Genomic DNA, 26,749 nt, shown 5'->3' with positions numbered 1-26,749 from the left:
ACGACCGGAGCGGAGCATAGACCAAATCCCCTGCTGCTTGCTGCGCTGCAAATTTGATGCCCCGTTGCTTGCAGCGGGGGCTTTGACTAAACTCCAGGCATTGACTGCCTATATTTGACGTTTCTTCTTCACTGTTATAGCAATCACTGCTCCTCCAGCCATCAGGCCAATCAGGGTTGCTGCTACCGGGCTTGCATCGCCTGTTTTCGCAGCTGATGGCTTTCCTGTGGTCTGACCCGGTTTTGATGTATCTGGTTTCTGTGGATCTGGTTTTGGTGTATCTGGTTTCTGTGGAGCCGGTTTCTGTGGATCTGGTTTCTGTGGACCCGGGTTCTGTGGATCTGGCTTTTCTGGTTCCGGTTTTTTACCCGGGTCAACTGCAACCATAAATGTAGCTAATTCCATGGGGTTCTCAATTGTAACCTGACCGTCCTTTATCTCTGTTTCCCATGATACGATTGTGTGGTCACTGGTCAAAAGCTTAACAACAGCCCTCTTCCCATTGTATTTACTATCGACAGGGAAATGAAGTGTTACAGCACTTACGTCAACCCCTTCCGGCAGTCCTTCCAACGCCACCTGGTACGCGCCTAGTATGTCTTCCTTGCCCACTAGGGATGCAGCCAGTTCCTTATAACTTTCTTCAGAATCTCCAACTGGTGTAATATTAAGTGTTGGATTCGCATCGCCCAGCAGTTCCTTGGGTATCTCTGCCTTTATGCCAGTGCCGTTGACATCTTCTATGACTGCCTGAGACTCCTTCTTAGCAAACACAGCCGATACTGTAATATTTTCCATTACGTCAGCCACTGTATACTGGCTGCCTTCAAGTAATACCACCTGGCCGTTCACAGACGCCTCTATGATATGGCAGCCTGCGTCCGGTGTAAAGGTATAAGTTACACTGCTGTGCTCCCGAAGCGCATCTCCCTCTGTGCTTGAGGTAATCACGCCGTTCTCAGCAGAAGTGATTGTCTGGCTGTAATACTTAACCGGCTCCTCACCCTTAGCAAACTCGGCTGATACTGTAATATTTTCCGTAACTGTATCTACGGTATACTGGTCGCCTGTCAGCATTACCTTTTGACCGTTGACAACTACCTCCTTAACAAAGTAGCCTTTGTCCGGTGTAAAGGTATAAGTCACGCTGCTGTTTTCCAGCAGCTTGTTTCCTTCCACACTTGAAGTGATTACGCCATGTTCGGCAGGAGTAATTGTCTGTGCATAATATTTAACTGGTGTTGCTTTGAAATCTGCAGTAAGCTTGATGTCTGCCCAGTCTGCATGGTCACTCCAGTTATTTTCTCCCTTGAGGGCCTTTAATGTAATCATGTCTGTATTACCAATGTCAACGTCGAATTTTTTCATTGGAGTCGTTGACAGCATCACCTCACTGTCAAATAATTTTGTATCTCCGGCAAAAATCTGGAATTGGACACTTGATTCATTTGAACCATATTTTGCGTAGTCAATCCCTACATAGCCTTGCAGCTTGTTAACACCCAAGCCTGCCACATCGTAGGATATAATCGACTCGGCGTGTGTTCCGATACCTTTTTCAAAGGTGACAGGATTACCGTCTTTATCAGGTATGCGGATAACTGATCCGCTGGATGCCTTATCCTTCTGTATCTGATCATATCCAACAGTTGCTCCCGACTTCCAATCTAAGTCAGAAAGATATACCGCTTTTTCCAAGTCTATATAGTAGGACTTTTTCGTTTTACCATCACGGGCCGTAATCTCAATATCTATAGCAGGGGTTTCCTTATAAATATTCAGGGATTGGATAAGGCTGCCTTTTCCTTTAAATACTTCCTTGCCGCTGGATACTTTTATATCCGCGCCTTTATCCTCTGCCTGGATTTTCATAACTACCTTGTCACCAGGTATCGTTGTAGACAATTTTCCCCTGTCGTCAAACTTGTCTGCTATGTCTTTTTCGTTAAGAGCAATGCCAAGGACATTGGTATTCTCTTTATAAGGCTTAACCACCTTAATGTGATAGGTCTTCCGTGTAATTCCGTCACCGGCAAGAGCCATCACATATACGTCATTAACACCATTCTTCAGAGAAGTGGACTCTAACTCGCTTCCGATAACCGTATCCTGGTTAATAGCAAGGCGGAGACTTCCGTCTGATTCTGCTGCAACTGCTAACTTGGACGCATCTTCCGGTAATTCAGTGACATATTCATACACATCCGGGTCAAATCCGTCAATACTGCTGCCGTTTAAGGTAATGTTCTGAACTGTGACGTCACTGTTTGCATTATAAATTACATTGATAATATATTTTTTCGTAGTTATATTGTCCTTTGCTGTTACAACAACATAATAGGTATTCAGCCCATTTCTGAAATTAACCTCTGCTGAATATTGCTCTCCTGACTTTGTGAATGGAACTGGCTTGCGGTAGTGGTCGCTCTGGAGCTCTACCTTGCCGATGGAAGCATCTGCAGTGATATTAATCATACTGCCTGAGGCTTCCGTATTCACAAGCCAGTTTCCGGGCGTAAAGTCACTTATATCAAGTCCAATCTCTGGCATGGTAATGCCTTTTATAGCCACATTGTTGCTTTCAATGCTGTGGACGTTAATCTTATAGATGACATCCTTGCCTCTCTCAACTGAGATAACATCCTTGTCCTTTAAGCTTTCAAGCACAAGCGATCCGACATTCTGCGGGTCTGCTGTTACCGCCTTATCTCCCACGGAAATCTTAATGGTTCCCTCGTCCGGCATGATTGAATGGTAAGACAGTTCAACCTTCGTTAAATCAGCCGGTAAGTATACATCAAAACTTCTCTTTGACATATCGTCTTTTAAAAGCTCTTCCCCGTTTATCTCTAAGCTGTCAAGGGTAAGGTCAACACTTCCTTTCTCCACGCTTATGCTCTGCTGGGCAGGGTATCCGGGTGCACCGCCGGCATCCTTTGGATAAACCTCACATTTCAGCGTGCCAGAGGCTTTTGCCGTAAACCTTGGGACATCCGTTACCTCCTGCTTTTCCACACCATCTTGCGTATAGTTCCACAGGTACAGGCTTGCACCCTCGCTGTCGTTGTCAGCATCACTGAAATCATAGCTTATCTCAGCACTTTCACCCACATAGTAACTTTCTTTTGAGAAGTGCAGGTTATTGACTTCTGGAGCCTGGTTTACATTGCCCCATGAAATTGTCGCCTGGTTCTCAAGATCCTGATATGACACATCCGAGCCTGCTGCCCTGAAATCTGAGAAGGTGACTTTTGTGCCGCGCTCATCATTCCCCCATGTAGCAAAACCGATTTTGTAGTTGTCCCCCAGCATAGAGGCATCCAGGTCTCTTAGCTTCTGCCATTCTCCATTCCCAACTTTAAAATCAAGGGAAACGGAATCGCCGTTTTTGGTGAACCCAAGCAGGGCAGTTGACACACTGTTTTCAGAACTATTCCCGCCGGTCTCTACGGCGGCTCCTCCAACTTCCCGGACACTGGTAATGCCGTCATAATGTGACTTTTTGCCAATTGTAATGTAATTGTTGTCATCCTCGTATAAGATGAAGGCTCCCGTATCCCATTGGTCGCTTTCCCTTACCGGGAGATTGTCTACCTTTACAATAGTACGCATCGCGTTTTTATCAATTGAATCCGGTAATGTATACAGGAACAGGTTCTGTACATTATTATCAGACTGATATAAATCTCCACTCTGCATGTTTATAGTCAGACTATCGCTGTTTAATTCGTAGTTACCCTTACTCTCCCTTACGATACTGAAGGCAGGGTTTACTTTTTCAGTGGGCAGTGAAACGACAACCGGAATCTCGGTCTCCATACCTTCCACACTAGCTTTAACCCACACAATACCGTTCTGTTTTGCAGTAACAACCCCGCTTTCATTAATTGTTGCCACTTCCGTGGCACCGCCTGTCAGGAAATCTGACACACTCCAACTGATAGCAGATGATGAGCTGGTCGTTGCAGTGATTGTCTTCTGCTCGTCCGGCTGCTCTAAGATTACCGGCTTTTCTGTCGTAATTTCAAGACTTGGTTTTACTGCCGTATCAGCCGATACTGTAACGCTGATGGCGTTGGATTTGATAATCGTGTCATTCCATACATAATACGCGTAAACTTCAGCCGTCCCCTGCTTTTTCGCATAGAACTTTCCGCTGTCGTCCACAGTAACAACCGAAGGGTCAGTGCTTGCATACCGGATGTTCCTTACAGGGTCTGTTACGACACCATCGCGATTATCCATAACCTTGATGTCGCTGTCCTTGTTTGTCAGGTAGGATTCTGGCATACCACTTAATACAGCATATTTTTTCAGACCGTCATCATAGGTATTGCCCTCCAGGATAACATTTTTACACTTCGTAAATTCAAAGACGTTATCCTGCGGACGGGTGTTGGTGTCTCCTGTGGCGGTGGTGGTTACCGCTCCGACCTCCCCGACAGCAAGCTGGTTCTTGTCCTCTGCAATTTGGATGCTTACATCCGGGTTTTTCCGCCATACCTTATTATTGCGGATTGTTAGGTTTTCCACGCTCTCTGCCTTAACAACCGTGTCCACATCCATATGGAAGGTATTGTCCTCAATCGTGATGTTCTTATGGATTGGGTTGTCGGCAGAAGGAAGACCTCCGCCCTTTGTAACCGGATGGAAATAAACCGCTGGGGCATATTCCCAGGAGGTCCTTCCGATATTTTTAATATGAAACGTATTGTTCCTGATCTCCATATCGCGGATCGGTCCGGACTCATACCACTGATCGGAGTCGTTGGAGAGATATATCGTGGCCATTGACATATTTAAAAATGTATTGTTTTCAATGAGTACTTTATTTCTCGTTGTACACAGGATACCCCTGGTCGGCACATTTTTAAATGTGTTATTCCGTATTGTCACAGCCGGTGCATAAGTGACATTTTCAGCCACATATTTAGGTTCACTGCCAATCCTGTCACTGAGATCCACCGGCAGGGTTTCCTTGAAGCGAACCTGCATTGTCCTTAAATCATTACCGTCCTGTCCCGGATCAGTCACTGCCTCAACGGTATACAATGTTTCGTTATCCGTTGATTCCAGCGTATCCCTTGTGAAGAATGCTACCTTATCGCCCACATGGAACTGCGGAAATCCCCCCTGCTGCTGGTGGATATATTTTAACACCAGATTATGGTCATCTACCCGGTTCTCCACGCGGGTGAATGTGCCGTGCAGATTAATCGGATCATCATGGGAATTGGAGAAATTACAGTCCTCAATCAAAATCTGGCCCGCTGCACCAGAAGCATGTATAATATCCGCATAGCTCACGGTGATATGCCCCGAGTTCTTCCGCGGCATAAAATTACATTCTCTATAAGTCACATCCTTGCTCATCTGGATAAGCCAGCCAAACCCATGCATAAAATGGACATTGACCTTCTCAGCCAAAACGTTTGTAGATTCCCATGTAAATGCCCCTGCTGTTTCGCGCACAGCACTGCTTGCAAGCTCGAGAACCATGCCCGCCTTCTGCATCGCCGGGCGGTTGTTGCCGGTATAGGTTATCCGCACAACGGTGTCGCTAATCTTTGAGATGGAGGATACGTTCTGGAAGGGTGTTTCGCTGGTGAAATACGCCCTTGTCATCTCCTCATCCGGCTGGTAGCCTACAATTGAATATGCATTATGTATCCCTGTTTCGGTCCAGTAGTACTCGCCGGTATATGGACTTTTCTCACTGTACCATTTGATTGTGCTTCCGCTGATCTCAAATGGGAAGCATTTGGGGATATAGAAATCAGTATAAGCTTGTCCCCCATCCATGCCCATATCCATGATAGTCATCTCTGACACCGTCGGAACCGCAAAGTCCCATGAGAAGTTCCTGAGTGTTATATTATCGGACTTCACAACCGCAAGGGCCATCATATTGCCATGCATCATAAACAGTGAGCCATTGCCTTCAACCGTAAGATTCTTATGCTCCTCAATCAGAATGCCTATTGTTTTTTCAGGATGCTCGATACTGTTTGTGTTGGAAGTATGATACTCCCTTACCTCTGCATAGTCCTTGTAGATGTGGTACTCCCCTTTAGGGAAGTTCAAAGTTACTTGATTACGCCCGTCGTCCTCTGCCTTCTTGGCGGCCTTCAACGCCTTCTGGATTGCTACTGTACTGTCCTTAATTCCTGTGGGGTCGGCACCGTAATCCAGCACATTGATTACCTTTCCCGCCGCCTTGGGAGCCTTCGCTAATACCAAAAGCCCCTGGCTTAAAACCATACAAATGACTATGCCTAGGGCTATCAGCCTCTTCGCAGTTCTTACCCCCTTCACTGCTTTTGTTCTTTTTGAACCCATACCTTTCTTTCCTCCTCTATAACAGCATAAATTCTCGGAATTCCCAGCCCTTATTTTTTCAAGTCTTTCCCTCCCTTTATACAGTAAAAATCACCCACTTTTTTCGCCAAAAAGCTTGGCAAATTACCAAAAATTTGTGGCGAAGCCGATTGAATATATCTAATTTTTATCGACTGGAGGCTATTTTTATGTTACCTTGTAACATCGGCGGACATGCTGCCTATCAGGACTTTGTCCTGACTGAACTTTTTCATAACTATCCTGATCCTTTTGCTCTTCTCAAAAAACCCTCTCTATGCGATTCTCAACGGCTTCTCTTTTTGGGATGTTCCTGGTGTTGGTACCCTTTATGATTTCTGCACCCGTTTATGGGATTCCGATTCCTTTAGTGACCTTCCTGTTTTCCCTTTACTGGAACGGGCTTCCAGACACGATATGCTTTCTGTTTTGGCATTATTTACGCACAAGATATTTTCTCATATCAATTGCGCATGCCACAAGAATAATTAAACCTTTGATTACATACTGCATGCTCTGGTTGATAGATAAAAATTGCAGCGCAACAAAAATGATACGTAATATAAACACACCAAGTACAACGCCTCTGATCTTACCGGTACCACCTACGAAAGAGACACCACCTATGACGCAGGCCGCGATCGCATCCAACTCATAGTTGGCTCCGGTTCCCGCTCCGTTTGAACCGATACGTGCGGCTTCAATAAATCCGGTAATACCATACATACATCCTGCCAGCGTATGTACCAGAATGGTTGTTCTCATAACATTTACACCGGATACATTTGCCGCTTCCGGGTTGGAACCAACGGCAAACATATTTTTACCGAATGTAGTTTTGTTCCACATAAACCACATAAACGCAATCACAACACATGCATACCATACATAATTCGGAATCGGTACTCCGAAGAATTTCACAAAACTTCCTGTTACAAAATCCTTGTAAGAGTTGTCAAGTCCTGATAACGGCTGTCCGTTATTGCCGTTTACCATAACGAACATTAATAAAACACCATATACCATTAACTGCGTTGCAAGTGTTACAATAAACGGATGTAATTTAAACTTCGCCACAGAAAAACCATTTACCCATCCGACAATACCGCCGACTACAATAACACCCAGAATTACCAGCGGAATGGGCACAACCGGAAGATTTGGAAAAATTTTTGTAGCATAGGATGCAGACTGCAAAAGTGCTGCGGAAATACAGGCTGTCAGACCTACAACGCGTCCTGCGGAAAGGTCCGTACCTGTCAGTACAATCGTACCTGCAATACCACAGGCAATCGGAATATTTGCCGCAGACAGTGAAATAATATTTACCAGTGACGATACGGTTAAAAACCTTTTATTTTGTGTGTATGTATAGATGATAGCTATGATAATCAACACAAAGATAGCGTTATTGATAATCGCTTCTCTCCAAAAGGTTGATTTTTCCTTACCATCCAGTGATTTGTAATTCGCATAACTTGCTTTAAAATTATTAATTGCTTTCATCTAACCGGATCTCCTTTATACGTATTGGGCTGCAAAAGTCATAATTTGTTCCTGCGTTGCTTCTTTGGCATCAACTTCCCCTGCAAGTTTTCCGCCGGACATAACTAAGATTCTGTCGCAGATACCAAGCAGTTCGGGCATTTCCGAAGATACTACCACAACCGCCTTTCCTTTATTTGCCAAATCTATGATAAGTTGATAAATTTCATACTTCGCACCTACATCAATCCCTCTTGTAGGCTCATCTAGTAATAATACTTCCGGATTAGTCAAAAGCCATCTTCCGAGAATTACCTTCTGCTGGTTTCCACCGGACAGGGAACGAATCTTTGTCTCCTGTGTAGGCGTTTTTGTACGCATGGCGTCAATGGACCATTTTGTATCTTCTTTCATTGACTTTTCACTCAGATACAGCCTATGCTTTTTATGCTTCTTCAAATTTGAAATAACCGTGTTCTCCCGGATACTCAAAATACCGAATATACCGGTTGCACGCCGTTCTTCCGTTAAAAGTGCAAATCCGTTATTAATGGATTCGCGCGCGTTACGGTTTAGTACTACTTTTCCATCCAACTTAATTGTACCGGATTTCCTGGTCGCAATCCCAAAGAGATTCTCCAGTGTTTCTGTACGTCCGCTGCCGTCAAGGCCCGCAAGACCCACGATTTCTCCCTTGCGCACTTTAAAAGAAACATTATTGAGCAGAGAATACTGTGCGCTTAAATGCTCCACCTCAAGCATTACTTCCCCTGGTTTATTTGTTTTTGGCGGGAACTGATTGGTCAGTTCTCGTCCAACCATCAAACGGATAATTTCTTCCATCGAAAGGTCAGCGGCCTTTTCTGTTGCCACCCAGGTACCATCCCGCATGATCGTGATTTCATCCGATATCCGTTTGATTTCTGCCATTTTATGAGAAATGTAGATAATTCCACATCCCTGATCTCTTAACATATTGATAATTTCAAATAAATGTTCCACTTCTTGTTCCGTCAGAGATGATGTTGGTTCATCGAACACAATAATCTTAGAATGAAATGAAACTGCCTTTGCAATTTCCACCATCTGCCGCTGTGATACCGGCATTGTGCTCATAATCCGGTTTGGATCTACATCAATGTTTAACTCTTCAAATACTTCTAATGTATCATGATAAACCTTTTTCTGGTCTACCATAATCCCTCCCTTTTTGGGGTAACGCCCCAGCCAGATATTGTCCATGACATTGCGTTTCAATGCCTGATTCAGTTCCTGATGCACCATGGCCACACCATGCTCCAGCGCTTCTTTGGAATTCTTAAAATCAATTTCTTTTCCTTCCAGTGTAATGGTTCCCCCATCTTTTGAATACATTCCAAACAGACATTTCATCAGTGTAGATTTTCCAGCGCCATTTTCTCCCATCAATGCATGTACGGTACCTTTTTTTACGGTAAGGGAAACATGATCTAATGCTTTCACGCCAGGGAACTCTTTTGAAATATCCGTCATTTGTAATAAAACATCTTGTTCCATAATATGCCCTCCTATCTCTCATCCCCGCAGTCTCCAGCGGGCTAATTGCCATCTGTGCATCTTTGGCAAGTTCTTTCCTAAGAGAAAACGGCCGCCAACCAGTGGCTGCCGTCTTTCTTTTTGGCAAGATCTGTTTTATTTTCCTGTATATTCTGCATAAGGAATGTAAATCTTGTTGCTTACATTCTCAGAAATGTTGTAAGAATCTGTTCCATCCATTAAATCTTTTCCGCCTGTCGCATTCTTTGTAAGATCAGCGATACAATCAGCCATACCATCAGCATCCTGTTTAATTGTTCCTACCATTTTACCGTCAGCGATTAACTGTTTTGCAGCATCTGTAGCGTCAACACCAAATACTGGAATCATTTTATCGCCTTCTTTACCTGTGTTATAACCTTTATCATTTAATGCCGCAATAGCACCTTCTGCCATTCCGTCATTGTTACAGATAATTAATTCGATCATGTTCTTATTGCCTTCATTGTATTGAGAAAGGTTTGTTGTCATATAATTGTTAGCAGCTGCAGTACTCCATGAACCATCCTGGTCAACCTGGTACTTGTCAGAATTAGAAGCATCAAAGTATTCTAATGCCGGCTTTCCTGCTTTTTTAATGACTGCGTCCGCATCTTCTACTGCAAACTGTGTACGGTAGATTGCTTCTGCGTTTCCTAACTGTCCCATGAACATTGCATAAGATATTTTTCCATCTCCGTTTAAGTCCATCTCTTCAAAGTTTTCTACTACGTAGTTACCGATCATCTTGCCTTGCATATGACCTGCTTCAGGAGCATCTGTTCCTACAAACGCACATTTGTCATAGCTTCCAAGTACAGTACCTTCTTCCTCTCCCTCTACTGCGCGGTTGAAGAAAATAACAGGAATATCTGCCGCTTTTGCTTTGTCGATGATCTGTGTAGACGCATCTTCGGCACCAGATGTTACGATATTTACGATCAATAATGAAGCACCTGTCTGAATTGCAGTATCAATCTGCTCATTCTGAGTTGTCTGGTTGTTATTTGCATCATAATCCTGGTATTCAACATCCATCTCATCCAATTTCGCATCCAATGCAGTACGTACGGAAGCAATGTAAGTATCTGAATATGTATAGTAGAATACTGCTACATTCCCATCTGCCGAAACCTTTTTGTCAGACGAACTTTCTTTTTTTTCAGACTTGTCTGTTCCGGAATCACTTCCCCCGCCGCAGCCTGCAAGCATTCCCATAACCATTGTAGCTGCCATTAAAACAGCTAAAACTCTCTTTTTCATAATATACCCTCCTTTTGGTATGTCTTATTCGACACAAAGTATAGCATCCCAATTTTAGAAATCCCATAGGATAATCTATTACAATTTTACAAATATCTATGCAAAAAACTGCCGTAACTCAAAAATGATCACCCGTTGTTCACGGGTTATTTCTGATTTACGGCAGTTTTCTCTATTTCAAATACGCATTGGCGTATTTGAAATGTTAATATTTCTGATCAATGGCAAACAGCATCCTTTGGCTCTCTTCACTATACATGGTATCTTTCGTCACAAGTTTTACCGCAGTATTGATTTTTTTTCCCTCCAATGCATGATTATTTAACAGATTATATGCATTCTCCACGCCGAGATACCCCATGGCATAAGGATTTTGTACCACCAGCGCATCCACTTCTCCGGTCTCCATCATATCCACACAGGCCACGTTACTGTCAAATGCAACCACTTTTGTGTGATCCGCAGCGTGCAATTCTTTCACCGCTTCGGCTACTCCAATACTGGTCCATTCATTAAAAGTAACAATGGCATTCATTTCCGGATGCTCTTTCAACATCCGCTTCGTTTCTGTTTTAGCTGATTCAATCGAAGAAAGAACATTGACCGACTCCACGATCACAGCCCGCTTATCTTTTTCTACTGTCTCACGGAAGCCTCTTTCCCTTGTCTGCCCGTTTTCTGTAGTTTTATCAAAATTCACGATCCCAATATAGAGTACTGCATCATCACTGTCAAGAACTGCTTCACCAGCCGTACAACCTGCCTCATAATTATCGGTTCCGATACGGCAGCTCACTTTTTTGCTGTTCACATCACTGTCTATGACAACAATCGTAACCCCGGCTTTTGCCGCTTCGTCAATCGCCTCTGCATTTGCTTCATAATCCACTGCTGAGAATACAATTGCATCAACACCTTCCTCCACTGCTTTTTGAATCATATGATTCTGTGTTTCATAATCTTCCTCGTTGGCAGGGCCTTCAAAAGAAAGATCCATATTATACTCGGTCGCGGCAGCACTTGCGCCGGAATATACAAGCCCCCAAAATGCAGAATTGGTGGATTTTGTAATCAGTGCCACTTTTTGCTTCTTTAAGGTTCCTGTGTCCGTTTCCTCTTTATCTATATAGGCTTTCACGTTTTTACAGCCGGACAACATGCCGGTACACAAAGCCAGAGCAATAATCGTAAACAGCCATTTCCAATACTTTTTACTTTCCATCGTACTCTCCCTCCGTCACTTTCGGCATTCTGATTGATACACATGTTCCCTCATCAAGTTCACTGCTGATCGTAAGCCCGTATTCTTTACCAAAATATATCTTAATACGGTCATTTACATTTTTAATCCCGATGCCTGTCCTGCTGCCGGATTCTTTGTGCAGGATTTCTTCACATTGTGCTTCTGTCATTCCCACACCGTTGTCTTCCACAGTAAACACAATTCCCGTTTCATCCTGATGTATTCCGATCCTTATTTCCCCTTCATCAACCATCCGGTTCAATCCATGATAAATTGTATTTTCAATAATTGGCTGAAGTGTAATCTTATTGCACAAATATGCCAGACAGGATTCATCCACATCAAATGTATACGTAAACTGGTTTTTATAACGGAAATTCTCTATTTTTAAATAACTCTCCGCATGCTGTATTTCCTTTTCAATCGGTATTAATTCATGACCTTTGCTGATACTGATCCGGAACAGTTTTGCAAGTGCATTGACCATTTCTTCCGCATCCTCATTTCTTCCGTCCTCACACAGCCAGGCGATTGCATCCAACGTATTATATAGAAAATGCGGATTAATCTGCGCCTGCAATGCTTTTAACTCTGTTTTTCTCAGTGTAATTTCTTCTTTTCTTACCTTATCCATCAAACGCTGGATACGGATTACCATATGGTCAAACGAATCAGACAGCGCGACAATTTCTTCGGTTCCGCCCACCTGTTTAAAAGTAAAATTTTCTGCATTCTTTTCAAAATCCCGCATTGCCCCGGCAAGACTTTTTGCCGGTTTTGAAAAGAGGCCGGATATCACCATTCCAACTAGCATAGCCGAAATAAGTACTGTAGCAAGAATAAAAATCAAAAGTCCCACCAGACCTTCTACCTTTGCGGTAATCATCTCATCCACGTAACATACCCCCACAATACGCCAATTGGAATTATTGATTGTATGTGCGGTGTAAATTGCATCTGTTTTGATCTCAGCACCATTTTCGACTCCGGTTCTTTCCACCTGTTTTACACCGGAATAAAGCAATTGTTGTCTTGGATGGTAAATGATATTTCGGTCTGTATCTGTAATATAGCAGTATCCTCTCTGTCCGATCCCCACATCATCCACGTAATTGGCAATTTTGTCAAACCGGATATCCATGGCAATACGCAACACATTTCCCGATGCATCTTTCACATCTTTTGAAATGGTGACCACCCATGGATAATAACTGGAAAACAGCGATTCCACATGTGGTTTACTGATTTCTACCTTCCCATATGTATCACTTGGCTTTACATAAGACAGATTGCGGTAAACTTCTTCTTTTAACTCCTGTCCATTGGACCACCAGTCAAGCAGCCTGCCAGTTTCATTATACATGGTTACGGCAACCACGTCCTCACGCATTTCTACAAGCCTCTGGATAAACTCTTTCCGTTCTAGTTCCTCTTTTTTCATGCTGTCGCAAATCGTATCCATCACCATTTCCATATCGCCGGTATAAACCCCTACCATATTCTGCACCTGAACAACTGCCTGTTCACTGCTTCGGATTGCATTCTGCTCCATGGCTTCCTTATAAATTTTGATAAATACCAGAATGATTATAACGGACGTGATTAATACAATCATCACGACTAATGACGTAAAAAGCCCGGAAAGAGACGGTTTGCTTCTCTTGTCCTGATTTTTTGTATTTTCCATGTTACTGTCCATTTTCCCTCCTGTATTGATTCGGAGATATTCCCATCGTCTTTTTAAAACAATAACTGAAATAATGTTGGTCTCGGTATCCGCATTCTTCCGTGATTTCCCATATTTTCATAGATGTACAAAGCAGTAGTTCTTTCGCTTTCTCCATTCTTTTTTGTGTGAGCAATTCTACAAAGGTATTTCCAGTCGTTTTCTTGATCAATGAACTTAAATAATTCGGACTTACGGCGATTTCTTCACTGACTTTGGTAAGCGATAATTCCTGGTCTTTATATCTGGTGCGGATCATCTCCAACGCTTTATCACATAGTATTTCCCCGCTTTTCTTGCGCTGCTCTGCAATCAGTTCTTTCGCCGCCAGGCAAAGCGAAGCATATCGCCCAAAAGCCTCTTTCACCTGTCCGACCGTGTTATGATTTTTTAAATAATACTCACTTTGCAGTTGTTGTACGAACTCCTCTCCCACAACAGAATAAACTACTTTAAAGATGACCCCCAACATCTGTGACATCAGAAAATCGGCCAGTGCAGGCGCAATCTTCCCTCCACTGATGTTTTCCGAAAATGCATGTAAAAATGATTTCAGTTCTTCATTACTTCCCCCGCGCAGTAACTCTTCCATTGTACTGACCGTAGATTCCATCAGTTCCCGGTTCACATTCACGGCACGTTCCTCATCCGCTATAAAATATACATTACTTTCCTTCTGGCTGGAATAACTCAGCGCATTGATCGATTCCAGATAGCACTCCCGGCAATTTAACAAGATATCCGTACTTCTGCTGATCCCCACCGTACAGTTCAAATGCATAATACGTTCCACACTTTGAACAATTTCATCTACAATAATATGAAGATACTTCTGAAATCCGGCCGGAGTCGCAGCCAAAATAGACACGACTCTACCCTTTAAATAACAACTGACCGACCTGACATACTTCTTCAAAATCATATCCACGGCATTCACACTTGCCCGCGTCGTCCTACCTTCTTCTCCTTCCGAAATTCTGGTTACCATAACAACATAATTCATATGTTCCGGCTTTGCATTTCTAAGAAGTCCACACGAAATCGCATTTCGCATCACTTCTTCACTATCCTGCACCGCCAATTCTTCCTGCAAACCATCCAGCAGAAGCGTCAGCATAAATTCAGACTTTTCCATCCGCTCCTGCACAAGCGACTTCGAAGAAAACTCTTCAAATTTACTGTCAATCATCCCCTTAATCTTCCAAAGTTCTTTTTCCAGTTCCCCCGAAGAAATCGGCTTCAACATATAGCTGACAATATTATACTGAATTGCCTGCTGTGCATAACTAAACTCATCAAATCCACTCAAAAATGCAATCTGCACCGTAGGTCTGACTTCTCTGACCTGCCGCGCAAGCTCTATCCCGGACAAAAACGGCATCCTGATATCCGTCAGCAACAAATCCGGCTCCAATTTTTCAACAAGTTCCAAAGCTTCAATCCCATTTTCCGCTTCTCCAACCACCTGAAACCCGATTTCTTCCCATTTCACCTTCCACACAATCCCCCTGCGGATCTCCTCTTCATCATCAGCCACGATAACAGTATACATACAACCTCCTTCATATCCCAACAGCCTTCTAAAACAATTATCTTAACATTATATCTTCTCTTCCCAATATGCACAACGAATTTATTCCCCTTTTATATTACTCTAAAGAAAAAGGGGAATTTCTATCATGTTACTCATAGATAAGTACGCCGAAAAAATTTATGGCATCATTACCTGCTATGACCGTGTGAACATACAGGGGTATATCCCCAGTTGGAGCCATGCTGAAGCTATGACCACTTATATCATACTTAATGGAATCCGTATTTTTGATTATCATAATTTCTCCCATCCCCTTACAGAGCAGGTTCGGCAAAATACAGAGAAGATTGCTCAGGAAAATGGAGTTGAAATTGAATTCATCCGCAAGCTTCACGCCTTCCGCAAAGATGACGTATCCAGCAGATTATTTCCGACTCCGGGAAATCAGAAGGTATAATCCATATCTTCTCTGCTATGGAATGCTGCAATACTTATAAACCTTGGCATGATAAAACAACAGGAAAGACATCTCTGAAATTTGATCATAGTAAATACCTTCACTACTATTTTTATTTTATTGACAGGGAACTTGGTCTCTGTTATCTCCGTGTCCCGACATGACCACCTTTCCGGCCTCAGTTTATATAAACGTTCACAACCTGCTTGCCCGCAAACCTGATAAAAAAACAGATTGACTATCGGATGCTGGATAATGCGTTCCTTAATATCTCCGATATTGAAACCGCCCAGAAACTTTCCGACCGGATTAACCCCGAAGGACTCCATAAAGTGCTTGAAGTCTGTACCAGCTGCTCACGATTCTGAAATTAGCGAACTACCGTTACCTTGAGTTCATTTCATCTTTTGATGACCACAGCAGCGGCAGGAAGAAGTGGATGAAGTCAGCCGTCCCCAGAAAGAAAAGGAACGTTCTTACCGCGGGATCAACCTTTTTGATTCCCAGGACCTGTCAGTGCTGGACGCTATCAGCAAAGGGGAATAAATGACCTCCTTTCCCTCATGGCAGTAACAGTGCTTTGCATACTCTCTCGTCCCTTCCTATCCCTCATTTGTTCACAGTATCTTACCACACGCACACTCTTTTCAAGACCTTCCATCTCAAATCCAGTAATATCCCAGCATTCGATCCGCTTATTTACTATCCTGAACCCAGGACGCTTTCCTTCTCCTTGTTCAAATAATTTCCCTGCATCTTGGTAAATCTGACGTGTTTCGTCCTTCAGGTGAATGACTGCATCCAGATGGCAGCCAAGAACGGTATTTATAAACGGAGCATTGAGATACAAGGCGATTGCTACGATAAAAAATTAGAATCAGCAGGAGGTTCCTCCTCGAAATAGTGCACATCTTTATATTTTCCAAGCGGTACTGAAAAACAGTTTACAAGATTATAAGTTAAACTGGGGTAACAGAAAGAAATGTAGACATTTTTTACCATTTGTGATATAAATAAAATACTTAGGAAATTGTGTTTTTATAGAGAATATTTATGTGAATTTATATTGATTATGGGATGTAAAGAAAATTCTAAAATTTGTTCCATTTAATTTGTACTTTTTCTTGACATAGAACCAATCGGAATTTGGATAATATTTACGTAGATTCCAACGTCCTGATAGGCAGCATGTCCGCCGATGTTACAAGGTAACATAAAAATAGCCTCCAGTCGATAAAAATAAAATATATTCAATCGGCTTCGCCACAAATTTTTGGTGATTTATCAAGCTTTTTTGCGAAAAAAGTGGGTGATTTTTATTATAAAGGGAGGGAAAGCCTTGAAAAATAAGGGCTGGGAATTCCGAGAATTTATTCATGCCGAAAGGGAGGAAAAGACAGATGGAAGAAAAAAAAGCAGCGGAGAACAATGGGTGGAAAAACAGGGTCAGACCGGCCATCTATTCAATGGCAGGCGTGTATCTGGCAGGGCTGGCTTACAGTATGTTTAAACAGATATCTGTCACCTCCGGCAGTGAGCAGATAATTACGATCATATTTACGATTTTGTTTGCGGTTCTGGGGCTTGCGTTGATCCTGTTCGGTCTCACCGTAGGTTATAAAAATTCTAAAAAGATACGAAATATTTATCAAATAAAATCTACTGATGCTCAAGACAATGGGGATGAAAACCAGTAATTGGCAGTATGGAATTGAACAAGGTCTTCTTTGCTTAAAATTCATTGTGAAGAAGACCTGTTTTTTTAATGAAAATTGTTGGTTATCTCACCAATCCCTTGATTTCACGGCATATTCGTAAGACTTCCCAACTTAATTTACTGCCAATTTACTACTAATGGATTTGAAATAAAGTCATATAAGAATTTTTGAAGGAATCTTTTCAATCAATCCATGAAGTCTCAGTCGTTTAAAAATCCTTGTCATCGCAGATGACGTAATCTCAGGAAGGTGCTGGCGGATGTTTTTCCCCTGCATCCCAAAGGCCATGTATTCCCCTCTGCTGATAACTTCCAGTACTGACAGGTCGCGAGAATCAAAAAAGTTAATCTCACGGTAAGACCATTCCTTTTCTTTCTGGGGACGGCTGACTTCATCCACTTTCTTCCTTCCGCTGCTGTGGTCATCAAAAAATGAAATAAACTCAAGGTAACGGTAGTTCGCTGATTTAAGAATCGTGAACAGCTGGTACAGACTTTAAATACTCTTTTTCAGGGGCGCTTTCTGGACACTACTGGTACTGTCTCTATGGTTCACTTCCCTCTCCACACGGAAGGTACTGATATAGTTGCAGGTGCATTCAATCCGTAGCAATAATATAAATAAGGTCAAAAAGAAAAACTATAATAAGAATTATTTTTGTTTAAAAATGAAGCCTTAACACAGGTAGTATTATCACTGCCTTCATTGGCAGCAATACTTTCCGAATTTGCCCACGTCTCAGTTACAGCTGTCTTATCTAATAATTCATAAAAATTATAAGTACTCCAAAATAAAACATTCACAGTTAAGCAAATAGCAAAAAGAAGCATAATGAAAAAGGCTCTAATATAAGATAGCTTATATTTCTTATTATTTATCTCCATTACAATTCCCTTCTTAGCCGCCGCTGCGACCAATGTGGTCAACTTAAGCTGCGTTTCTTTAAATTCTATATCTTGAAATATCAGATAATTCCGATTTATTTTATTATAACAGAAAAAAAGCAAAAATATAGCACTGCATATTCATTTTCTAAATATACAATGCTTCATAGCATAATTTACTTTGTCTACAGTCTGAACGGCCCTATAGACAGGGCCGTTTGTATTTTCTTATTTAATATCCAGTTCCGGTGGTTCATCCAGATGCTCTGAAACATATTTTCCATCTTTTTTTCTCTGCCGTACACATTCCGACAGAAGATATTCAATTTGTCCGTTTACAGAGCGAAAATCATCTTCCGCCCAAGCGGCAATGGCATTGTACAATTTCTCGGAGAGCCTTAAGGGAACCTGTTTCTTCTTGGAATCTGCCATACTTAGTATAGACTTCCCGTATTTACGATGGGCTGCGTGTCATGATTGCCGCAGAGCACCACCAGAAGATTGGAAACCATAGCCGCTTTTCTTTCTTCATCCAGTTCCACAATCTCTTTTTCATTCAACCGGTCCAGGGCCATCTCGACCATGCCAACCGCACCGTCCACGATCATCTTTCTCGCATCGATAATAGCGGATGCCTGCTGCCTCTGAAGCATTACAGCAGCAATCTCCTGTGCGTAAGCCAGATAAGTAATACGTGCCTCTATCACCTCAAGACCTGCCTCTGATACTTTCTGCTGGATCTCGTCCCGGATTCTGGAAGCTACTACTTCACTGGAACCACGCAGGCTGCCTTCATCTGCAACTCCATCGCCGGTCGTATCCACATTCGGCGCTACATCGTACGGATAGATCCTTACAATATTGCGGAGCGCACTGTCACACTGCAGGGACAGGTATTCCTTGTAATTATCTACATTGAATACAGCCTTTGCGGTATCTGTCACCCGCCACATAACTGCAATTCCAATCTCAACCGGATTACCGAGGCAGTCATTGATCTTCTGCCGGTTATTATTCAGTGTCATGATCTTCAGGGAAATCTTTCTGCTGGATGCCTCCCCAAAGGAAACTTCGTTTTTAACAGTGACTGCAAATGCCTTCTGGGCTCCGCCGTCCACATCTCCGCTCTGATTCAGCTTTGTCTTTGCCGCCGGATTGACGCTGGTGCAGAATGGATTCACATAGTAAAAACCGTCATTCTTTAAGGTACCCACATACTTACCGAAAAGTGTCAGTACCAGCGCTTCCTGAGGTTTCAGAACCTTCAGACCGCAGTACGGAATCCATCCAATGCAAAGCCAGATTATGCTGATAATCAGCAGAACAGGCAGTCCGCCGTCGTTCACAATCATTCCGCCGAAGATACAGCCTGCGATAGCTGCCAAATAGAGCAGTGTGGTGATAATTAAAACAAGCATACCATTCTTTTTTGTACTAAGGACCTTTTCATTCATAATAATCCCTCTCTTTCAATTCCTAGTTGTAGTTGAATCTTGTTCATATTTGAATGATATCACTTTGATATCATTTTGTCAATATATGCCAGACAGGAAAATTAAAATGAATTATTTAATGCTTTACAAAAAAACAAAGAGCTTAAGAACGGGGGCGCTGCCTGTAATTTTTACATCCTGCTGATCTCCCGATTCAGCAGTTCAATCACCCCATCCATATCTTCCTGCCTCACCGCATACAACCCACGCACGGCATAAAGCGGCAGCTCCTTCAATTCTTCCCGCAGATAAAAGGCATTAGAATCTGTGCCATGTATAATCTCATCCAGCTTCGGGCAGGCCTGTGCCAGATAGTCCAGAGCCATCTGCCACAATCCCTGATAAGGCGAAATTTCACTCATCAATGTATCCATACTTACACAAACCGGGACTTTCTTCTCATCTTTCTGAAGGCAAACCTCTAAAGTATCCCGAATGTCCCTGGAAGATGCCCCCACCTGAATGCAGTACTTCCCACCGCTGCAGTACCAGTCCTTAATTTCCTCGTTATACCAGGCAAAGCTCCTCCGGTCAAGCTGGAAGACCACTGTTTTCGTTTCCCCCGGCTGCAGCGCAGTTTTCACAAATCCTTTCAGTTCTCTGCGGGGCCTGGAGACGGTTCCCTCATTTTCCTGAACAAACACATTGCTCTTCCTGTCGACTTCCCATTTTTTATTCTGCTGGTCCGTCATATCCGAAACATAGAGCTGTACCACTTCTTTGCCGAATCGTTCTCCCGTATTTGTTACATCCACTGATACTTCCAGGATATCTTCTTCATCGAAGTCTGTCTTATCGGCCCGCAAGTTATGATAGGCGAATGTGGTGTAAGAAAGCCCATGTCCGAAAGGAAACAGTACTTCCATATCCTTCACATCATAATACCGGTATCCAACAAAAATTCCTTCCTGATAATGCACCGTTTTCCCATCTCCCGGGTAATTCAGATAGGACGGCACATCCTGCAGCCGGACCGGATAAGTCTCGGCAAGTTTCCCGCAGGGATTCTTTCTGCCATAGAGCAGATCCACTGCTGCCGTTCCCGTTCCCTGTCCTCCTGTATGCATCTGCAGGATGGATGATACTCTCCCAGCCCAGGGCATCTCTACGGCGGAACCTGCACACAACACCACCACTACGTTTTTCTGAACCGCACAGACAGCTTCGATCAGCTGATTCTGGCAGAAAGGCAGTCTCATGTCCGGGCGGTCATAGGACTCGCTCTCGAAAATCTCCGGAAGCCCTGCAAAGATAACTACCGCATCCGCACATGCTGCCGCATCCAAAGCTTCCTTCTGCCACGCCTCATTCACACAGTCTTCTTCCTCCGTAAATCCCGGTACATAGGACACCCCGCTGATTCCGGCGGCCTCCTGCCGTGCATTTGTCAGCTTAAATGGATTCACACATGCACTGCCGCCGCCCTGAAATCTGGGTGCCTCTGCAAACCGTCCGGTAAATACAACCTTCCTGCCTTCTTTAAGAGGAAGCAGCTGATTCTCATTTTTCAGAAGCACCGCCGATTCAGCTGCCGCCTCAACAGCCAGTTCATGATGCTCTTCCCTGGCAAAATCTTCACCCGTCGGTGTATTTTCATACTGCAGTACTTTTCCGATGATACGCCCGGCAGCCTCATCCAGCACACTCTCCTCAAGCCTTCCCAGGCGGACTGCCTCCACAAGCTGTTCATCCGTGATTCCATTGCATCCCGGCATTTCCAGATCCATACCGGCTTCCACTCCGGCCGGCCTGTGGTTGGAAGCTCCCCAGTCGCTGACTACAAAGCCTTCGAATCCCCACTCTTCCCTGAGGATGTCCGTAAGCAGATGGCGGCTCTCCGTCACATGCTCCCCATTTACTCTATTATAGCTGGCCATCAGCGCACACGGCTGTTCCTGCTTCACTGCCATCTCGAATCCTGCAAGATAGATTTCCCGCAGGGTTCGCTCGTCAATACGGGCATCAATCTTCATCCGCCATGTCTCCTGATTATTGCAGGCATAATGCTTCATGCATGCCCCCACATTCTGGCTCTGGATTCCCCGGATCTCCGCCGCCGACATCTCACCTGTCAGATACGGGTCCTCCGATAAATATTCAAAATTTCTGCCGCAGAGCGGATGTCTCTTAATGTTGGAAGCCGGCCCTAAAACCAGGGAAACTCCAACGGCCCGGCTTTCCTTCCCGATTGCCGCTCCCACACGCTCCATCAGTTCACGGTCAAAGGAGGAAGCCATGGCGCATCCCGTAGGATAACTGACCATCTGCGTACTGGCATGGACTCCCATATGATCATCTTCTCCCGACTGAAAGCGGAGGCCGCTTGGTCCGTCGCACATCCGGATCGCCGGAATTCCTCTTTCCGGTATTGCCTTCGTATGCCAGCAGTCGGCTCCGGAACACAATGACGCTTTTTCCTCAAGGGTAAGTGTCTCTATGATTTGCCTGATTTTATTCTCCAATTTCATTCCCCCTTCTTTTCACCGTATGCCAGGCCTGATATGGGGCCTAAGCTTTCTCCATTTGTTTCCACAACCTCTTTGTACCAGTAAAAGGAATCTTTTGGTATCCGCTCCAGAGTCTCATAATCAATATAGATTAATCCAAAACGTTCATTGTAACCCTGTGTCCATTCGAAGTTATCCATCAGGGACCAGTGGAAATATCCCCATACACAGATCCCCTCCTCCGAAGCCCGCTCAAGCTGCAGCAGATACCGGTTCAGATAGTCAATCCGATTCGGGTCATGCACCCTGCCGTCCAGGGAAACCGCATCATGGCAGGAAAGGCCGTTTTCTGTAATCACCACTGGCGTCTGATAGCGCTCATATAGGAAACGTGGTCCCCAGTAAAGTGCTTCCGGATCAATGGGCCAGTCCAGAGCCGTCTTCGGATGTCCGGCGGGCCTCATTCTGGGAACCGCTTTCCCATCCTCACCCAGACGGACAGTATTCCCGCTGTAAATGTTCTGTCCGTAATAATCCAGCGGCTGGCAGATCGTTTTCATATCCTCCTGCCATCCTTTTGGCAGATATTTTCCAAATTTCTCAAGCCCGTCTTCGGGGTAACTTCCCAGCATCAGAGGATCGCTGTACCAGGAAAGGCTGAAGGAAAGCTCCTCCATGGTATCTCCCGCCTTAAAGTAAAGCTCGCGTGCAGCCTCTATGGATCTTTCGTCCTCCAGTTCCGGTATCACGGGGTCTGAGCACAATGCCGCCCCCACCCGCGCATCAGGTATCCTCTTTCGGATCGCCTGAACCGCCAGACCGTGCGCCAGCAGCATGTTGTGAATCATCTTAATTACATCGCTGTCCGCCATCCGGTATCCGGGTGCCAGATTTGTACTCACAAAGGTATTGCCAAACATCATCTGTGGCTCATTAAACGTATAGAAATCCCTGATGCAGTCTCCCAGTTCATCTGCAACGGCAGCCGCATACTCTTCAAACCAGCGTGGGCTGTCCGGGTTCAGCCACCCGCCCTTTCTCATAAGAGCCACAGGGTAATCCCAGTGGAACAGTGTAGCATAAGGGGTAATCCCCTGATTTTTCAGCTCTTCTGCAAGGTTTCTGTAGAAACGGACTCCTTTTTCTTCTAACCTGCCCAAGCCATCCGGCAGGATCCGGGTCCAGGAAATGCTGAACCGGTATGCCTTGATTCCAAGTTCCTTCATCAGGGCAATATCTTCTTTATATCTGTGGTAATGGTCACAGGCCGTATCCCCCGTGTGCCCCTGAAAAATCCTGCCCTCCTGACGGCAGAATTCGTCCCACACGGACAAGCCCTTTCCGTCCTCAAAAGCGGCGCCCTCAATCTGATATGCGGAAGTCGCAGCTCCCCATACAAAGTCGTCTTTAAACATGATTTTCTCCTTTATAAATGCTCTGATTCAACACTGTATCTCTATACAATTCTAAAGTCCCATATGAATACGTCCTGCAAAACAGGCATCTTCTATTAGTACATTGAAAATTTAGGTCAGTATAACAGGAAATTAATTATTATTCGATGTACTAAGCAAGAACTTCCCGTTTCTTCGCCGCCCTCTGATTCAATACGATCACGCAGACCAGAACGCAGCATAAAAAGCACATCTGCAATACTGGAAGAAGCTGGAATGAAGTCACCGTAAACAGTTTTCCAAACAACGGCGGCATAACCGTAATCCCGGCATAGGCGCTTGCCACCTGGACTCCCATCAGCAGCTGCAGATTTTCCTGTGGAAAAAAGGATGGGGTCTGATGCAGCATAGCAGGATAGATGGGTGCCGTGATCAGTCCCAGCAGCAGAAACACTGCCATTGCGATTCCTGCCCCGTTTGTAAATAAAAGCACCAGATCCAGCATAGCGGCGGTCATGACACTGCCGAAAATCATGGTCACATTCCCGATCTTTCCGGCCAGCATACCGCCCAGGAACCTGCCCGCCGTAATTCCCAGGAAAAACATGGAGACACCCCGTGCGGCCGAAGAAGCTTCCATTCCCTTTGCACCGATCAGGTAGCTGGCGCCCCAGAGCATCATTGCATTCTCCATGGAGCAGTACATAAAGAACTGTCCTACTACAAATGCTTTTCCCCGCACAGATACAGAGCGCCGTACCGAAGCTTTTTCGCTTTTCTCCGCAATCTTACCATTCCCGGTGCCCTGCACCTTTTTCCAGAGCGGAAGCGTGAACAGAACAGCCGCAATTAAAACAGCTTCTGCCAGAGCAACCGTAATATATCCGCCCCTCCAGCCCGCTGCCGTCTGGCCAAATGCAGAGACCAGCAGAGGACCCGCCACGGCCCCGATTCCCCAGGAACCGTGCAGCCAGTTCATATGGCGTGCAGAATAGTGTTCCGCCACAAAATCATTGAGTATCGTCTGCAGCAGCCCGCTGCCGAATCCCAGAGGGACACAGCAGAAAAAAGTCCATCCAAAGGCCGGAGATATGACATACCCCGCCAGCCCGATCAGCAAAAATCCAAGTCCACATACTGCCGCCTTACCAAATCCAACCTTCCGGATCAGATGGCAGGCCGACAGGCTGGCTATAATAATCCCAATGGAAATTGTCATAGACAGTATTCCGGCGCTGTCCACGCCAACCTGGTACTCCCCCGCCATAAATGGCCAGGCGGAGCCCAGGAGGGAGTCCGGCAGCCCCACGCCTACAAATACAAAATAGATCAAGATCAATAAAATCATGCTATTCTACTGTCCCTCCAAAGCTAATCAGGTCTTCCTGTAAAACATCCTCCCTGTCTCCAAAGACCTCTTCGTAAAGAGCCTTAATGTTCTCCAGCGGAGTATCCGGCATAATCCCGTTAGCCGCAGCCAGAATCAGACCGCCGTCTTCTCTGCCAAAAAGCTTTTTGGCACTGCGGACCTCCTCGCGGATTTCCTTGGGGGTTCCCATGGGAACCAGATGCTGTACGTCAATTCCATACAGAAATGTAATTTTACCGCCGTATTTTTCGGCAACTGCTTTTTCATCCATACAGCCCTTCTGGATCGGATGCAGGACATCGATCCCCGACTCCACCAGGCTGTCCATTAACAGCGTATTATCCCCGCAGGAATGCAGCCACACATGCATCCCCTTTTTATGGATATGATCCACCAGTTCTTTGTACAGTGGGAGATGCACCTCTTTAAACACATCGGGCTGCATCATGGGGCCGGTCTGGAAGCCCAGGTCATCCGAAGTCATGATTCCGTCAAATCCCGCTTCTGCAAACCGGTCCACGATCCTTTTATGGAATTCCAGCACCTTCCGGCCCAGGATCTTTAAATTATCAAGATCTTCCACATAATCACCCATCACATTTTCCATTCCCCGGATCTGCCAGAAAAACTCATGGAATACCTGCCAGAACAGGCCCAGCCTGTAGCGGTTTCCTGCTTTTTCAAGTCCTTTTACCGCTCCGTCCAGAATTCCGGGTTCATCCGGGTCCGGAAAGTCGGCAAAAAGCTGATCCAGTTCGTCCCATTCTTCCATCAGGACTGGTGTCCGTGCAATGCTGTGGGTTTCAGCATTTGTATAGTCCTTATATCCCCACCTGTATGAAGGTCTGCAGGAAGCTGGGGCCTCTGCCCGTCCCGGCTGCAGCAGTTCACCACAGTAAACATCGGAAGGATACTCCCGCTCCAGTTTCGTCAGCTCCTCCCCATATTTTTCCTCTGTTCCGGTTCCCCACCAGTTCAGCAGGAAAGACGGTACATGCTCTGCCGCACCTTTTCGTTCGATAACAGATATCATCTCTTCTCTGGTCAAATATTTTTTCATCTCTTCATCCTTCCTTATTACTTTATTTTATAATGGGTGATTCTATATGCGTTACTGTGCACAGTAAACAGTAACCTATATGCTGCACATAACAGAAAATCTCGACAGCGCCCTTGACCATATAAAGAAATTTGTTTATAATCTCTTTATAAAGGAGGTGCTATCATGCCAACAATCCGTTCAAGCGCAGATTTGCGTAATAGCTACAATGAAATTTCTACCTTTTGCCATGATTATTCTGAGCCTGTTTTCATTACCAAAAACGGTAAGGGCGACCTTGCTGTTATGAGCATTGAGGCATATGAACAGCTCATCGGACGTTACGAATTATACGGTATGCTCCAGGAAGGGCTTTCTGATGTTAATGAAGGAAAAACCCGCCCGTTTTCCGAGACCATGTCCGATTTAAGGAACCGGCATAACCGGTGACCTATCAGCTTCATATCACATCAACTGCGGAAAGGGATATGGCGCAGGCCGCGGATTATATTGAATTTGTTTTAAAAAATCCTCGGACTGCAGACAAGCTTCTTGATAAAGCAGAGCACCAGATCAATGCCCTGGCGCAGCTTCCGCAACAATTCGCTCTTGTAGGTGATAACCTACTTGCTTCATGGGGCATCCGTTTTACACAGGTAAACAATTATCTTGCCTTTTATGTGATTTCAGAGGAAAAGCAACAAGTAACAATTATAAGAATCTTATACGCCAAGAGTAACTGGACGTCTATCCTGAGACTCGGTTTCCCTCTTGTATAGAAATTCT

The 26,749-nt window shown here is 44.6% G+C and carries 19 protein-coding genes; 4 read left to right on the top strand and 15 right to left on the bottom strand.

Features of this window, described 5'->3' with window-relative positions; genetic code table 11:
• Nucleotides 1-108: 108 nt before the first annotated feature.
• The 7 genes from HMPREF0240_RS19690 to HMPREF0240_RS19660 all read right to left on the bottom strand — a co-directional run bounded on the left by HMPREF0240_RS19690 (nt 109) and on the right by HMPREF0240_RS19660 (nt 15,180).
• Complete coding sequence (locus HMPREF0240_RS19690) at nt 109-6,339, bottom strand: NPCBM/NEW2 domain-containing protein (RefSeq protein WP_009005165.1); 6,231 nt, start codon at nt 6,337-6,339, stop codon at nt 109-111.
• A gap of 453 nt (nt 6,340-6,792) precedes the next feature.
• Nucleotides 6,793-7,863 (bottom strand): beta-methylgalactoside transporter, encoded by a 1,071-nt coding sequence (locus tag HMPREF0240_RS19685; RefSeq protein WP_009005164.1) that lies wholly within the window; start codon nt 7,861-7,863, stop codon nt 6,793-6,795.
• A gap of 15 nt (nt 7,864-7,878) precedes the next feature.
• Entirely contained in the window at nt 7,879-9,378 is a 1,500-nt protein-coding gene (locus HMPREF0240_RS19680) for an ATP-binding cassette domain-containing protein (protein ID WP_009005163.1), read from the bottom strand.
• A 135-nt stretch (nt 9,379-9,513) separates the two neighbouring features.
• On the bottom strand, nt 9,514-10,659 hold the full coding sequence (locus tag HMPREF0240_RS19675; protein ID WP_009005162.1) for a galactose ABC transporter substrate-binding protein: 1,146 nt from the start codon (nt 10,657-10,659) through the stop codon (nt 9,514-9,516).
• A 205-nt stretch (nt 10,660-10,864) separates the two neighbouring features.
• On the bottom strand, nt 10,865-11,881 hold the full coding sequence (locus HMPREF0240_RS19670) for a substrate-binding domain-containing protein (RefSeq protein WP_083806401.1): 1,017 nt from the start codon (nt 11,879-11,881) through the stop codon (nt 10,865-10,867).
• Nucleotides 11,871-13,601, bottom strand: a complete 1,731-nt coding sequence (locus HMPREF0240_RS19665; RefSeq protein ID WP_009005160.1) for a sensor histidine kinase — start codon at nt 13,599-13,601, stop codon at nt 11,871-11,873. Before HMPREF0240_RS19665 ends, HMPREF0240_RS19670 begins: the two co-directional genes overlap by 11 nt.
• A complete protein-coding gene (locus tag HMPREF0240_RS19660; RefSeq protein ID WP_009005159.1) occupies nt 13,591-15,180 on the bottom strand; it encodes a response regulator in 1,590 nt (529 codons plus the stop codon). Before HMPREF0240_RS19660 ends, HMPREF0240_RS19665 begins: the two co-directional genes overlap by 11 nt.
• A 127-nt stretch (nt 15,181-15,307) precedes the next feature.
• Here HMPREF0240_RS19660 and HMPREF0240_RS23600 point away from each other — a divergent pair, with 127 nt between their 5' ends.
• Nucleotides 15,308-15,619: a hypothetical protein gene (locus HMPREF0240_RS23600; RefSeq protein ID WP_009005158.1), complete on the top strand. Its 312-nt coding sequence runs from the start codon at nt 15,308-15,310 to the stop codon at nt 15,617-15,619.
• Between the two features lie 1,400 nt (nt 15,620-17,019).
• On the top strand, nt 17,020-17,316 hold the full coding sequence (locus HMPREF0240_RS19645; protein ID WP_198137828.1) for a hypothetical protein: 297 nt from the start codon (nt 17,020-17,022) through the stop codon (nt 17,314-17,316).
• Between the two features lie 174 nt (nt 17,317-17,490).
• Here the strand turns inward: HMPREF0240_RS19645 and HMPREF0240_RS19640 are convergent, their stop codons facing one another.
• The 8 genes from HMPREF0240_RS19640 to HMPREF0240_RS19605 all read right to left on the bottom strand — a co-directional run bounded on the left by HMPREF0240_RS19640 (nt 17,491) and on the right by HMPREF0240_RS19605 (nt 25,984).
• On the bottom strand, nt 17,491-17,736 hold the full coding sequence (locus tag HMPREF0240_RS19640) for a hypothetical protein (protein ID WP_009005155.1): 246 nt from the start codon (nt 17,734-17,736) through the stop codon (nt 17,491-17,493).
• A 227-nt stretch (nt 17,737-17,963) separates the two neighbouring features.
• Complete coding sequence (locus HMPREF0240_RS19635; RefSeq protein ID WP_148486388.1) at nt 17,964-18,221, bottom strand: hypothetical protein; 258 nt, start codon at nt 18,219-18,221, stop codon at nt 17,964-17,966.
• Between the two features lie 228 nt (nt 18,222-18,449).
• Nucleotides 18,450-18,653 carry a PTS ascorbate transporter subunit IIC gene (locus HMPREF0240_RS19630; RefSeq protein WP_009005153.1) on the bottom strand — a complete coding sequence of 68 codons (204 nt, stop codon included), beginning with the start codon at nt 18,651-18,653 and terminating at the stop codon, nt 18,450-18,452.
• A 2-nt stretch (nt 18,654-18,655) separates the two neighbouring features.
• Nucleotides 18,656-19,675 (bottom strand): SPFH domain-containing protein, encoded by a 1,020-nt coding sequence (locus HMPREF0240_RS19625; protein WP_009005152.1) that lies wholly within the window; start codon nt 19,673-19,675, stop codon nt 18,656-18,658.
• A 170-nt stretch (nt 19,676-19,845) separates the two neighbouring features.
• Complete coding sequence (locus tag HMPREF0240_RS19620) at nt 19,846-22,176, bottom strand: glycoside hydrolase family 3 C-terminal domain-containing protein (RefSeq protein WP_198137827.1); 2,331 nt, start codon at nt 22,174-22,176, stop codon at nt 19,846-19,848.
• Nucleotides 22,177-22,178: 2 nt separating this feature from the next.
• The gene (locus tag HMPREF0240_RS19615; RefSeq protein ID WP_009005150.1) at nt 22,179-23,576 is read right to left on the bottom strand and encodes a GH1 family beta-glucosidase; all 1,398 of its coding nucleotides are present in this window, start codon (nt 23,574-23,576) and stop codon (nt 22,179-22,181) included.
• Nucleotides 23,577-23,727: 151 nt separating this feature from the next.
• Nucleotides 23,728-24,903, bottom strand: coding sequence for an MFS transporter (locus HMPREF0240_RS19610; RefSeq protein WP_009005149.1), 1,176 nt, complete (start codon nt 24,901-24,903; stop codon nt 23,728-23,730).
• 1 nt (nt 24,904) lies between these two features.
• Nucleotides 24,905-25,984, bottom strand: coding sequence for a methylcobamide--CoM methyltransferase (locus HMPREF0240_RS19605; protein ID WP_009005148.1), 1,080 nt, complete (start codon nt 25,982-25,984; stop codon nt 24,905-24,907).
• A gap of 165 nt (nt 25,985-26,149) precedes the next feature.
• Between HMPREF0240_RS19605 and HMPREF0240_RS19600 the strand changes: the two genes are divergently transcribed.
• Together HMPREF0240_RS19600 and HMPREF0240_RS19595 are read left to right on the top strand one after the other, a co-directional pair.
• Nucleotides 26,150-26,413 carry a type II toxin-antitoxin system prevent-host-death family antitoxin gene (locus HMPREF0240_RS19600; protein WP_009005147.1) on the top strand — a complete coding sequence of 88 codons (264 nt, stop codon included), beginning with the start codon at nt 26,150-26,152 and terminating at the stop codon, nt 26,411-26,413.
• Nucleotides 26,410-26,742, top strand: coding sequence for a type II toxin-antitoxin system RelE/ParE family toxin (locus HMPREF0240_RS19595; RefSeq protein ID WP_009005146.1), 333 nt, complete (start codon nt 26,410-26,412; stop codon nt 26,740-26,742). The genes HMPREF0240_RS19600 and HMPREF0240_RS19595 overlap by 4 nt, the downstream gene beginning before the upstream one ends.
• Nucleotides 26,743-26,749 lie beyond the last annotated feature (7 nt).

The organism is Clostridium sp. D5, from assembly GCF_000190355.1.
GTDB lineage: Bacteria > Bacillota > Clostridia > Lachnospirales > Lachnospiraceae > Faecalicatena > Faecalicatena fissicatena_A.
The sequence above is the reverse complement of the archived record's forward strand: the minus strand, read 5'-3'. Positions and strand labels throughout refer to the sequence as shown.